Source organism: Candidatus Paralachnospira sp. LCP21S3_A2, assembly GCF_052118925.1.
GTDB lineage: Bacteria > Bacillota > Clostridia > Lachnospirales > Lachnospiraceae > Lientehia.
Genome location: NZ_JBQKGG010000008.1, coordinates 21,363 through 33,361, shown reverse-complemented (window position 1 = coordinate 33,361; position 11,999 = coordinate 21,363). Strand labels below are relative to the sequence as shown.

Below are 11,999 nucleotides of genomic sequence, written 5' to 3'. Positions count from 1 at the left end.
AAATGTCCTCCTGCGTTTGGTTAGCGTGTTTCGCCCATGTACCAGGTACCGAAAGCACCGGCGATCATGAGAATGATACCGATGATCAGACTGCCCACGGTAACGTGAGCCAGGGCACCGGTGTTATGGAAGATCCCGAAAGGGGAGGATAAGATCAGTCCAAGGATCGCAGCATAGGTGGATACCGTATGGCGCTCAAACAGATATTCGATCAATTTGGCGATCAGGAAAATGCCCAGAACACAGCCGATTCCAAACGGGATCAGAATGGCAGCCTCGCCCAGGAGTGCATTCCAGTTTCCGGCCTTTAATGCGTCCATAAAACCGGTGATGGAATTGATCACACCGTAATAGTAGCCGAGGATCATCAGGATCATGGAACCGCTGACACCGGGAATAACCATGGTAGCGGCAGCAATGATACCCATGAAAAACAGCACGATCATGGTTCCGGGAGTAGCTGTTAAGGTGGTCAGGGTATCCGTACTTTCTTTGAGGAACGGAAGTGCGGCAGCCAGGAGAAACATCACCAGAAACGCCAGTACGTTCATGGCGGTCAGCTTCCGTCTGCGGCTTTTCCGGATCCCGGTTTTCATTTCACGGATCAGCACCGGCACACCGCCCAGGATCAGGCCAAGGAAGGTCAGACAGGTGGGGAGCGGCTGGTTGGTCAGCAAATACTTGATGGCATAGGTGAAGCAGACAATTCCGATCACACAGCCAATGAGGATGGGAAGCAGCGTTCGGATGCTCTTCTTAAACTGGCTGAACAGGTGGGAAACAGAGGAAATCAGCTTGTTGTAAATTCCCATGGAAACCGCCATGGTGCCGCCGCTGACACCGGGAATCACGTTGGCAATTCCGATCATGGCGCCTTTTAGCATGTCAAGAATAAAATTCATAAGCAATGTCCTTTCAAGTATATATATAGTTTCTAATTATAGGGGGAATCCAGAGGGATGTCAAGACGAAGCAGAGCGGAGAAAAATGTTGAAATTTGAGTAAAAAAATCGTAAAATTCACCTATATAAATCAAAAAGAAAATCTGATATATTGGATAAAGTATTTTGGATGAAAGGGTGGAATTATGAAGAATCGATTTAACAGACTGCGGGCATGGATGGACCATTACCCGCTGGCGGCCTGTTTTCTGACTGCACTGGCACTGAATCTGATTGTGGAGATTCTGTCCCGTCGTTCGCTGATCCAGGGATTTGTTTATCTTGGAACCAGACCCCTCATGTTTCTTTACAATACGATTATTATTTTCTGGTGTTTCTCGCTGTTGCTTCTGGTAAAACGGAAACTCTTTCTGGGCACAGTGATCAGCATTTTCTGGATTATTTTAGGCATCGCGAATTTTGTGCTTTTGGGCTGTCGGGTCACGCCGTTTAATGCGGCTGATCTGCGTCTGACAAAGGATGCACTGGCCGTCGCCGGAAAATACCTGAAATGGTGGCATGTCGTGCTCATGGTGATTGCACTGATAGGCCTGATCGTGGGACTGCTGTACCTGTTTAAAAAGCTTCCCAGGTGGCAGAAAAAGCCGGCAAGGCTGAAGGGACTGATCTTCTCGGTATTTTCCCTTCTGGCACTTCTGGGTCTGAGCAGCATCGGTATGAAGTCCGGGATCCTTGCCAGCCAGTTTGGAAATCTGGCACAGGCTTATCTGGATTATGGTTTTCCGTACTGCTTTGCCAACAGTGTGATCAATACCGGGATCAGTAAGCCGGATGATTACAGTACGGAGACGGTAAAGGAAATCAAGGAGGCAGAAATCGTTCCGGAGGAGCATGTCTGGGCGCAGCTCATTGAGGAGGATCAGCCGGAGATCGTGGATACCAAAGGCGTTGCAACATCGGAACAGACGCCGAATATCATTTTTCTTCAGTTAGAGTCCTTCAGTGATCCGCTGAAATATCTTCATATGAAATGTTCGGAGGATCCGATCCCCAATTTTCGGAAACTGATGAGTCAGTATTCCTCTGGTTATCTGTCTGTTCCGGCAGTGGGGGCAGGGACTGCCAATACGGAGTTTGAGGTAATTACCGGCATGAACCTGGACTTTTTCGGTCCTGGAGAGTATCCTTATAAAACAGTGCTTCAGAAGCAGGTCTGTGAAAGCCTGCCCTTTGATTTAAAGGACATTGGATATCATGCCCAGGCGATCCATAATAATTCAGGAACCTTTTATGACCGCTACACGGTTTTTTCCCAGCTTGGATTTGATACCTTTACTTCCTTAGAATATATGTCCGGCTATGACAAGACCTACATGGGATGGGCGAAGGACCGGATCCTGCGGGATCAGATCAGCAGGGTTTTAAATTCAACCACCGGTGCGGATATGATCTATACGATCTCCGTTCAGGGACATGGCGCTTATCCACAGGAAAAGGTTCTGGAAGCTCCGGATATCACGGTTACCGGACTGCCCACAGAGGGTGAGACAAATGCTATGGAATATTATATCCATCAGATCCATGAAATGGATCAGTTTGTGGCGGATCTTGTGAAGCTTCTGGAGACCAGAAAAGAGCCGACGGTTCTAGTAATGTACGGGGATCATCTTCCCAGCCTCAATCTGACGGAGGACAAGCTGGAAAACAAAAATGTGTTCCAGACGGAGTATGTGATCTGGGATAATCTGGGACTGGAACGGAAAGAAACGAACGTAGAGGCCTACCAGCTTGCAGCATATGTAACCGACCGGATCGGGCTGCATAAGGGAACCATGTTCCGCTTCCATCAGAATTATTTGCAGAAGGAGAGTCATAATGCAGCAGAGGAGGAATCCTATCTGGCGGACATGAAGATCCTGGAGTATGATATTCTTTACGGTGATCAGGATGTCTTCGGGGGGGAGATGCCTTATAAGGCAACGAATCTTCATATGGGCGTCCAGCCCATTACCATCAACCGGGTACTGACGGAGGGCAATGGGTTATATGTGACCGGCTGGAACTACACACCAAACAGTGTGATCTATGTCAACGGAAAGGAAGTGGAGACCAGGTACGTGTCCACGAATCTTCTATATGCGGAGGGTGTAACATTTGAGGATGAGATTGACAACGAGGTGACAGTCAGCCAGGTAAGCGATGATAATATCGTACTGAGCACCACAGAGCCTTATATCGTAAAGGAATAGAAAATCAGAACAGAAGCATGTGTTGGGACAAAAATTCCGAATGAATTCACAGGAGTGGCTGAGTTGATCAGCTGCTCCTGTTTTATTTCCCGGAAAAGTGCCTCCTGTGAAACAAAAACACTTTGCCGTATGAATAAACACGTTTGAAAGGTTCTGTTTGCCAGAAAACCATTTACTTAGATTTTACATCGATTACCTCTCTTTTACCGGATCTATAGAGTAGGGTGGTGTCTGCCGTCCGGAAAACATGCTATGGTTAATCCTGCAAAGCGGAGCGGGATGCTTCGCCTGAAAAAAAGGAGGAGAATTCATGAAACAGTCTGGTTTCAGTATCATTGGAAACGGTAAAGCCAAAAAACGGACCGAACAGGCCGCGTCCGGGATATTTTTCCTGTGCGGTATGTTTGCAATCCTGGCGGTCGTTGTTATTACAGCCTATATGATCTTAAAAGGAACACCGGCGCTTGGAAAGGCCGGAATCCTGGAGGTTTTGTTTGGAACAGTATGGAAGCCGGAGGCGGCAGATCCGTCCTTTGGTATTCTGTATGTTATTTTGACTTCCATCATCGGCACGGCACTGGCGGTTCTGATCGGTGTGCCGATCGGCCTGATGACGGCAATCTTCATGGCGGAGGTAGCACCGGAGCGCGTTACAAGAGTTGTCCGTCCGGCCGTACAGCTTCTGGCCGGAATTCCGTCGGTGGTTTACGGACTTGTGGGACTTCTGGTTCTGAACCCGCTTATGTATAAGCTGGAGCTGTGGGTATTTAAGGGCTCCTCGACCCACCAGTGGACCGGAGGCTCCAATCTGTTATGTGCCGTTCTGGTGCTGGCCGTTATGATCCTGCCAACGGTCATCAACATCAGCGAATCGGCGCTTCGTGCCGTACCACGGGATTACCGCATGACTTCGCTGGCGCTGGGAGCGACAAAGATCCAGACCATTTTCAAGGTGATCCTGCCATCGGCAAAATCGGGAATTGCAACCGCCATCGTTCTTGGTGTCGGAAGAGCCATCGGTGAGGCCATGGCAATCTGTATGGTGGCAGGCAATGCGGTGAAGCTGCCGCTGCCGTTTAATTCGGTTCGGTTCCTGACAACCGCCATGGTAAGCGAAATGTCTTATTCCACGGGACTTCACCGGGAGGTGCTGTTCACGATCGGCCTGGTATTGTTTGTCTTTATCATGATCATCAATCTGGTGCTCAGCCGGATCATGAAGAAAGGAGCGGAAGATGGAAGCAAGTAAAAAAGAGGCTCTGTGTGCAGCAGAAACGGCCGGAATCGGATGTACCATCATGGAAAAGCGGAAGCGTCCCTCCGATATGATTTTAATGGGAATTATTTATCTGTGTGCAGCCATTTCGATGTTTTTGGTTGTCGGCATTGTGGTTTATGTATTTGTCCGCGGAATCCGATCGATTAACTGGACGTTTCTGACTACCGTACAGAATACAAAGACGGGGACCTTCGGAATCGCCGGAAACCTGTTAAATACATTATATATTATCATTCTGTCCCTGCTGATCGCCACACCGCTTGGCATTGGCGCAGCCATCTACTTAAACGAATATGCAAAGCCGGGGAAGCTGGTCCGTGCCATTGAGTTTACCACAGAGACGCTGTCCGGAATCCCTTCGATCATCTTTGGTATGTTTGGTATGGTATTCTTCGGAACAACGCTGCATCTGGGCTACTGCATCCTTACCGGAGCCTTGACACTGACGCTTTTGATCCTGCCGCTGATCACGAGAAATACTCAGGAGGCACTTCGGACCGTGCCGGACAGCTATCGAAGCGGTGCACTTGGAATCGGTGCGACAAAGTGGTATATGATCCGGACGATCCTGCTGCCGTCGGCCATGCCTGGAATTATCACGGGTGTCATTCTTGCCATCGGCCGAATTGTCGGCGAGTCAGCCGCACTTATTTTTACCGCAGGAAGCGGTTATATCCTTCCGAAGACCATCGGCGGAGCCTTTCACAAGATCCTGGAATCCGGCGGAACTCTGACGATCCAGATGTATTTAAGCATGAGCAAGGCAAAGTATGATGATGCCTTCGGAATTGCACTGGTGCTTCTGGTGATCGTACTGGGAATTAACGCCCTGACCAGAGCCCTGACGAAGAGATTTGATGTAACCAGGCTGGATGAACGAAAAACGAAAAAGAGCAGATAAGAATGGAGGAAGCATATGCCTGTCAATAAAATTATTACGAAAGACCTTAATTTATATTATGGAGAAAACCACGCACTGAAGTCGGTGAATATGGACATTAAGGAGAACGCGGTTACCGCATTCATTGGTCCCTCCGGCTGCGGGAAATCCACTTTTTTAAAGACGCTGAACCGGATGAATGATCTGGTCCAGGGGGTGAAGATCACCGGAGCAGTAACCATTGACGGAGAAAACATCTATGATCCGGGCGTGGATACCACCCTGCTTCGGAAAAAGGTGGGTATGGTGTTCCAGCAGCCGAATCCGTTTCCGATGAGTATTTATGACAATGTTGCTTATGGTCCCAGAATTCATGGGATCCGTCATAAGGCAGAGCTTGATGAGATCGTGGAAAAGAGTCTTCGGGATGCGGCTATCTTTGATGAGGTAAAGGACCGGTTAAAAAAGTCTGCCCTGGGACTTTCCGGCGGACAGCAGCAGAGGCTTTGCATTGCAAGAGCGCTGGCGGTGCAGCCGGAGGTGCTTCTTATGGATGAACCGACCTCGGCGCTGGACCCCATTTCCACCCTGAAGATCGAGGATCTGATGGCGCAGCTGAGAGAGCAGTATACCGTAGTGATCGTAACACACAACATGCAGCAGGCATCCCGAATTTCGGATTACACGGCATTTTTTCTGGTAGGCGAGATGGTTGAGTTCAATACCACGGATGAGATCTTTGCAAGACCGCAGGATAAGCGGACAGAGGATTATATTACCGGCCGGTTCGGCTAAAGCAGACCGTATACAGGTGGCCAGACTAAAGCAGACAGCGCACAGGTGGCCTGGCCTGCATGGGTGTTATGGAGAAGCTGGATGATTTGATGGGTATTATGGAAAAATTGGATGATTTGGTTGAAAAGGAGGAGAATCTTGACAACGAGAGTGAATTTTCAAAAGGAGTTGGAAATTTTAAACAAGTCGCTGGAGGACATGGCAGGGCTGGTGGAAAATAACATCGAAAAGTCACTGGTGTCCTTTGAAAAGCGGAATGTGGAGCTGGCAGAGGAGATCGTTCACGGAGATCGGGCGGTGGATGACATGCAGCGGTCCATCGAGGCGCAGTGTCTGTCACTTATGCTTCATCAGCAGCCGGTGGTGGCACGTGACTTAAGACTGGTTTCTTCGGCACTGAAGATCGTGACGGATCTGGAGCGGATCGGGGATCATGCCCAGGATATTGCGGAGCTGGTGCTCCGGATCACGGATGCCAATGTGGCCTATAATGTAGGTCATATCATCGAGATGGCAGCAAAGGCAAAGGCGATGATGAAGCAGGCAATCCAGGCCTATATTCACCGTGATACGAAGCTGGCGGCACAGGTGGCTGCTTCCGATGATGAGGTGGATGAGCTGTTCAATCAGGTCAAGAATGAGATATCGGTCCTTCTTCGTGAAGGAAAGGAGTCTGTGGATGACTGCGTGGATGTGCTTATGATCGCAAAATATCTGGAGCGGATCGGGGATCATGCCTCGAACATCTGTGAATGGACGGAGTTTAATGAGACAGGAACAGTGAAAAATATCCGTCTGATTTAAAAAAAGAGGTTTACCGTTCTTATAGGCAGGTTTACAGAAGCTTTACAGAAATCACAGATAACTGTGATGGCTTTCGGAAAACTCCGGTGTTATAGTGTGGGTGTTCCGAAAAAAAGAAAAAGAAAATTCAAAAAGGAAAGTAAAAGGAGAGTATCAAAATGAAAAAGAAATTTCTTGCAGCCGTTCTGGCAGGTATGATGGTGATGTCCATGGCAGCATGCGGCGGCAAAGCAACTGAGACCACGAAGGCAGAAGAAACGACCAAGACAGCAGAGACTACCAAGGCAGCTGAGACCACGAAGGCAGATGCATCCAAGGATACAGGAAGCAGTGATCTTTCCGGAAGCATTTCCATGAGCGGTTCTACTTCCATGGAAAAGCTGGTAACAGCACTGAGCCAGGATTATATGGAAAAGAATAAAAATGTGACGGTAAATGCAGAGTTCGTTGGTTCCGGTGCCGGAATCGAGGCCGTAACTGCTGGCACGGTAGATATCGGGAATGCATCCAGAGCCCTGAAGGATGAAGAAAAGGCAAACGGCATTGTGGAAAACATTGTTGCTATCGATGGAATTGCAGTTGTTACCGATCCGGCCAGCAAGGTTGAGGATCTGACCAAGGATCAGCTTACCAAGATCTACACAGGTGAGATCACAAACTGGAAGGATCTGGGCGGTTCTGACAGCCCTATCGTTGTAATCGGAAGAGAGTCCGGCTCTGGTACAAGAGGCGCATTTGAGGAGCTTCTGAAGGTTGAAGATCAGTGTGTATATGCTTCTGAGCTTGACAGCACTGGTGCAGTTATGGCAAAGGTTGCTGCTACACCCGGAGCAATCGGCTATGTATCTCTGGATGTCATTGATGATACCGTAAAGACGTTAAAGCTGGATGGCGTGGAGCCCACAGAGGAGAACATCAAGGCAGGAAGCTACAGCTTAAGCCGCCCCTTCGTAATGGCAACTAAGGGTGAGATCTCCGAGCAGAGTGAGCTGGTTCAGAACTGGTTCGAGTACATCAAGAGCAGCGAGGGACAGGAGATCATCAAGTCCGTAGGCCTGATCATTCCCGACTAAGATTCCAAGGTTTACAAAGCAGATAAAATGATTTACACTGAAAGGGTGAGCAGGTTTCCTGTTCACCCTGCTTTGCAGTAAGACAACAGGTCTGGGAGGATACGATGGAACTGATTTATGTGATAGAAGACGACGAAAATATCAGAGAGCTGATCAAAGCCGCTCTGGAGAGCTATGGATATCAGATAGAAGCCTTTGAAGCGGCAGAGCCGGCGCTGGAGAGCATCGTGCGGGATCAGCCGTCCCTGGCAATTTTTGACATCATGCTTCCCGGCATGGACGGGCTTTCGGCCATTGAGGAGATCCGAAAGGATCCGAAGATCGGAAATCTTCCGATCATTGTCCTGACAGCAAAGGACAAGGAATTTGACAAGGTTATCGGCCTGGACCGCGGTGCAGATGATTACATGACAAAGCCCTTCAGTGTGCTGGAGCTGGCGGCCAGAGTCCGTTCCCAGCTAAGACGGGAAAGCGGACGGGAGGCAAAGCAGCCGGATTCCATAAAGGAAGGAGATCTGACGATCTGTCCGGAGACCAGAGAGGTCTATTTAAGGGATCAGCTGATCCATCTGACGTTAAAGGAATATGAGCTGTTAAAATATCTGATGGAAAACAAGAGCCGGGTCGTGACCAGGGAGCAGATCCTGAATCAGATCTGGGGCTATGAATATGAGGGTGAGTCGAGGACTTTGGATATGCACATCCGGAGCCTGCGCCAGAAGCTGGAAGACGGAAATGCCGAGATGATCCGGACCGTCCGTGGTGTGGGCTATCGGTTCTGCGGACAGGAGAAGGAATCGTGAAAAAAGCTATTTTCCGAAAGTTTGTGTGGATGATTTTGCTGGCACTGGTGGTAAGCAGTACCGTGTTTTGTATGGTTATGAGCCGGAAAAGCTTAAAGAATACAGAAAGGCAGATGGTGGATACACTTCATATGATGGACTACGCTCTGGATTATGAGGGAAATCTGGAACAGCAGATCGCGGATCTCTGTGCCATAGACGGAAACAGGGACAGCCGCTGTACGGTGATCCTTACCGACGGAACGGCACTGGCCGATAACGGCGTGGCAGATGTGGATCAGATGGAGAATCATCTGAACCGGGAGGAGGTTCAGACAGCGCTTTCCGGCGGCGAAGGGTTTGCCAGACGGTATTCTGATACGATCCACCGCCAGATGCTTTATGCAGCGATCCAGAGCAGTGACGGTCAGCATATCCTCCGTCTGGCGCTTCCGTATGAAGGGCTGTATACCTATTTAAAAGTTCTGATCCCGGCGGTGCTTCTTGGTATTGGTGTGGCGCTGCTGGCCTCGTTTTTCCTGGCGGAGCGGTTTGCGGCTTCCATCACGAACCCCTTAAATGAAATCGCCGGAGAGCTTCGGAAGGTGGATAAGGGCGATACCGAGATCTTCATGAAGCGTTATGAGTATGAGGAGCTGAATGTTATTATTGAGGCTATGAACCAGATGTCCACGGAGATCAGCGGTTATGTGAAGAAGCTGGAGCTGGAACGGATTATCCGCCAGGAGTTCTTTTCCAATGCGTCCCATGAATTAAAAACGCCCATTACCTCCATCAAGGGATATACAGAGCTTCTGGAGAGCGGCCTTGTGACGAAGCCGGAGGTCCAGAAGGATTTCCTGGGTCGGATCGAGAGTGAGACGGACCACATGACAAATCTGATCAATGATATTCTCATGATATCCAAGCTGGAGACCAGGGAGGTTGAGGTTGAAAAGGAGCCTGTGGCAGTTTATCCGCTTCTGGAGGATCTTTTAGGAACGGTGGAGCCCATGGCGGCGGAGCAGGATATTAAAGTCTATACGGAGTGCCGTCCGCTGACGGTGATCATGAATCCACAGCAGCTCCGGGAGCTGATCTCCAATCTGCTGGTCAATGCCATTAAATATAACCGCCCTGAGGGAATTGTGCGTCTGACGATCACCTCAGAGCAGGAGGATATGATTCTGATTGTCAGTGATACGGGTGTCGGAATTCCCAAGGAAGCCCAGCGGCGTGTCTTTGAGCGGTTCTACCGGGTGGATAAGGGCAGAAGCAGGAAGATGGGCGGCACCGGTCTGGGACTTGCCATTGTAAAGCATATTGTGGGATATTACGGCGGCACCATCAGTCTGGACAGTCAGGTGGATGTGGGAACAACCTTCACCGTCCGACTGCCGGTTATCGCAGAGCCGGGAACCAGGGCGGTTCCGGATTCCGGAAGTAAAACCTCCGAAACGTAATCAGTTCAGCTCCGCGATCCGGGAAACGGCCACATAGATTTCCGAGATCTTATACCAGGTACGGAAATCGGTCACGCCGGTCTGAGAAAGACCGAATACCGACTGAAAGGCGCGGACGGAATTGGCGGTTGCTTCGCCGTAGATCCCGTCCGGCGTCAAAGAGGGAATGGCATAGTACACGCTGGCAACGGTGTTTAACTGCTCCTGAAGCTGAAGAACCTTCTGGCCGCTGGAGCCGATGGTGAGATCTTCACCGGGCCAGGACGAGGGAATTCCGGAGATCTGCTCTGCCGAGTTAATATAAAGATCCTGTCCGTAGTAGTTTCGGAGAATCCGGATCGCTGAGTAGCCCTGGTCACCGAGAGCCTTCGAGCCCCACTGGGTCATCCTTATAGGGAAGGAATCGGTTTTTATCAGAGAAAAAGTTTCCAAATGAGAATGTATCACTTGATGCGGCAGTGGATTCGGTTAGGGATACGGTTTGGTGCCCGGCATCATAGACGATGGAACCATAAAACATACGGATAAGACGGCCTTCCGGTTCTGAGAATAAGGAAGGTACAGCAGCAGGAACCACCCGGAGTGGCAGCAGTGCCTCCGGGAGAGTTCCTGCTTTCTGCTCTTCTGAAAGTGCCGTCCGGATCATGGTGCAGAGTGCCCGTTCGCTGATCTGATGAGAAATAGGACAGCGGCCTTTCAGATAGCCGCAGCACTGGAGGCTTCGGTAGATCTGCCCGCGGGAGCCTTTGTGAGAGGAAATTGCCAGAGAGCGTCCGCAGGCACTGCATTTCACAAATCCGGAGAGCCAGGAACGGGAAGCTGCGGCGGATGTCTGAGGTCTGTGTCCGGGAGAACCGGTATTTAGCCGTGCCTGGGCGCGGAAAAAGGCTTCTCTGGAAATCAGCGGCGGAAAAGCTGCATCTGCCCAGATCCAATCCTCCGGCGCGTTTTTGGAAGCACCGGTATTTCCCCGGCGGTTCCAGCAAAGAATCCCGGCATAGGCGGGATTGGATAAGAGATAACGGACAGCCCGCGATTCAAAGGCTCCGCCGGAGCCGGTACGAAGTCCTTCCCGGTTTAAGGCTTCTGCAATCCGGCGGGGGCTTTTTTTCTGTTCCAGAAATTCTTCAAAGATCCGCCGTACCAGACCGGCCTCCGGTTCCGTCGGAAGAAGTGTGCCTCCGGGGACGGAGAGCCGGTAGCCGAGCGGTGCCCGGGCCTGATGTCCGCCGTTTCGCGCCCGCTCACTCATGCCGCGGAATACATCGCCTGACAGGCGGATCGAATAATATTCGTCCATCCATTCAATAATCCGTTCGATCAGGCTTCCGAAGGGGCCGGATAAAGAGGGTTCACTGATGCTGACCACCTCCACGCCATCCCGTTTCAGGCGGTTTTTATAGACAATGCTTTCCTCCTGATTTCTGGCAAACCTGGAATATTTCCAGACCAGGATCACCTGAAATGCATGGTGCTTCGCCAGGGCGATCATCTCCTGAAATTTCGGGCGTTTATCTGCCCGTCGTCCGGAAACACTTTCCGTAAAAATGTATTCCTCCGGGACGGAAAGGCCATGGGCGGCGGCATAGTCGAGCAGCAGCCGTTTCTGTGATTCCGGGGAAAGCTCTGCCTGTTCCTGGGTGGAAACCCGGATATAGAGGGCGGCGGTGCGTGCTGCATCTGAATGGGAAGAGGTGGTTGGAGAAATCTGGTTTGACATGATTTTGAACAAATGCATTTTTTCTATCTGTATGCAAGACCGGAACAAATCT

At 50.3% G+C, this 11,999-nt stretch carries 11 protein-coding genes and 1 pseudogene; 9 read left to right on the top strand and 3 right to left on the bottom strand.

Annotation, left to right across the window (positions count from 1 at the left end):
• Nucleotides 1-20: 20 nt before the first annotated feature.
• A complete protein-coding gene (locus tag ACTQ3K_RS07565; RefSeq protein WP_441566960.1) occupies nucleotides 21-902 on the bottom strand; it encodes a DUF368 domain-containing protein in 882 nt (293 codons plus the stop codon).
• A 185-nt stretch (nucleotides 903-1,087) separates the two neighbouring features.
• Between ACTQ3K_RS07565 and ACTQ3K_RS07560 the strand changes: the two genes are divergently transcribed.
• From ACTQ3K_RS07560 to ACTQ3K_RS07520, 9 genes are all read left to right on the top strand, one after another.
• A complete protein-coding gene (locus tag ACTQ3K_RS07560) occupies nucleotides 1,088-3,151 on the top strand; it encodes an LTA synthase family protein (RefSeq protein ID WP_441566962.1) in 2,064 nt (687 codons plus the stop codon).
• A gap of 310 nt (nucleotides 3,152-3,461) precedes the next feature.
• Nucleotides 3,462-4,400, top strand: a complete 939-nt coding sequence (gene pstC, locus ACTQ3K_RS07555) for a phosphate ABC transporter permease subunit PstC (RefSeq protein ID WP_441566964.1) — start codon at nucleotides 3,462-3,464, stop codon at nucleotides 4,398-4,400.
• The gene (gene pstA, locus ACTQ3K_RS07550; RefSeq protein WP_441566966.1) at nucleotides 4,387-5,331 is read left to right on the top strand and encodes a phosphate ABC transporter permease PstA; all 945 of its coding nucleotides are present in this window, start codon (nucleotides 4,387-4,389) and stop codon (nucleotides 5,329-5,331) included. Before pstC ends, pstA begins: the two co-directional genes overlap by 14 nt.
• A gap of 15 nt (nucleotides 5,332-5,346) precedes the next feature.
• Nucleotides 5,347-6,105, top strand: a complete 759-nt coding sequence (pstB, locus tag ACTQ3K_RS07545) for a phosphate ABC transporter ATP-binding protein PstB (RefSeq protein WP_441566968.1) — start codon at nucleotides 5,347-5,349, stop codon at nucleotides 6,103-6,105.
• Nucleotides 6,106-6,164: 59 nt separating this feature from the next.
• Nucleotides 6,165-6,326, top strand: coding sequence for a hypothetical protein (locus ACTQ3K_RS07540; RefSeq protein ID WP_441566970.1), 162 nt, complete (start codon nucleotides 6,165-6,167; stop codon nucleotides 6,324-6,326).
• On the top strand, nucleotides 6,304-6,909 hold the full coding sequence (gene phoU / locus ACTQ3K_RS07535; protein ID WP_441566972.1) for a phosphate signaling complex protein PhoU: 606 nt from the start codon (nucleotides 6,304-6,306) through the stop codon (nucleotides 6,907-6,909). The genes ACTQ3K_RS07540 and phoU overlap by 23 nt, the downstream gene beginning before the upstream one ends.
• A gap of 158 nt (nucleotides 6,910-7,067) precedes the next feature.
• Nucleotides 7,068-7,982 carry a phosphate ABC transporter substrate-binding protein gene (locus ACTQ3K_RS07530; RefSeq protein ID WP_441566974.1) on the top strand — a complete coding sequence of 305 codons (915 nt, stop codon included), beginning with the start codon at nucleotides 7,068-7,070 and terminating at the stop codon, nucleotides 7,980-7,982.
• Between the two features lie 104 nt (nucleotides 7,983-8,086).
• Nucleotides 8,087-8,785 (top strand): response regulator transcription factor, encoded by a 699-nt coding sequence (locus ACTQ3K_RS07525; RefSeq protein WP_441566976.1) that lies wholly within the window; start codon nucleotides 8,087-8,089, stop codon nucleotides 8,783-8,785.
• Nucleotides 8,782-10,227, top strand: a complete 1,446-nt coding sequence (locus ACTQ3K_RS07520) for an ATP-binding protein (RefSeq protein ID WP_441566978.1) — start codon at nucleotides 8,782-8,784, stop codon at nucleotides 10,225-10,227. The genes ACTQ3K_RS07525 and ACTQ3K_RS07520 overlap by 4 nt, the downstream gene beginning before the upstream one ends.
• On the opposite strand, the pseudogene ACTQ3K_RS07515 reads toward ACTQ3K_RS07520, so the two are convergent.
• Nucleotides 10,228-10,629: pseudogene (locus tag ACTQ3K_RS07515) on the bottom strand (peptidoglycan-binding protein); the annotation flags it as partial.
• Complete coding sequence (locus ACTQ3K_RS07510; RefSeq protein WP_441566980.1) at nucleotides 10,583-11,959, bottom strand: recombinase family protein; 1,377 nt, start codon at nucleotides 11,957-11,959, stop codon at nucleotides 10,583-10,585. The gene ACTQ3K_RS07510 and the pseudogene ACTQ3K_RS07515, both read right to left, overlap by 47 nt.
• Nucleotides 11,960-11,999 lie beyond the last annotated feature (40 nt).

What these genes read in the sequence shown, in the direction of transcription:
- ACTQ3K_RS07565 (WP_441566960.1), bottom strand. Translation starts at nt 902, where the DNA reads ATGAATTTTATTCTTGACATGCTAAAAGGCGCCATGATCGGAATTGCC.
- ACTQ3K_RS07560 (WP_441566962.1), top strand. Translation starts at nt 1,088, where the DNA reads ATGAAGAATCGATTTAACAGACTGCGGGCATGGATGGACCATTACCCG.
- pstC (WP_441566964.1), top strand. Translation starts at nt 3,462, where the DNA reads ATGAAACAGTCTGGTTTCAGTATCATTGGAAACGGTAAAGCCAAAAAA.
- pstA (WP_441566966.1), top strand. Translation starts at nt 4,387, where the DNA reads ATGGAAGCAAGTAAAAAAGAGGCTCTGTGTGCAGCAGAAACGGCCGGA.
- pstB (WP_441566968.1), top strand. Translation starts at nt 5,347, where the DNA reads ATGCCTGTCAATAAAATTATTACGAAAGACCTTAATTTATATTATGGA.
- ACTQ3K_RS07540 (WP_441566970.1), top strand. Translation starts at nt 6,165, where the DNA reads ATGGGTGTTATGGAGAAGCTGGATGATTTGATGGGTATTATGGAAAAA.
- phoU (WP_441566972.1), top strand. Translation starts at nt 6,304, where the DNA reads ATGGCAGGGCTGGTGGAAAATAACATCGAAAAGTCACTGGTGTCCTTT.
- ACTQ3K_RS07530 (WP_441566974.1), top strand. Translation starts at nt 7,068, where the DNA reads ATGAAAAAGAAATTTCTTGCAGCCGTTCTGGCAGGTATGATGGTGATG.
- ACTQ3K_RS07525 (WP_441566976.1), top strand. Translation starts at nt 8,087, where the DNA reads ATGGAACTGATTTATGTGATAGAAGACGACGAAAATATCAGAGAGCTG.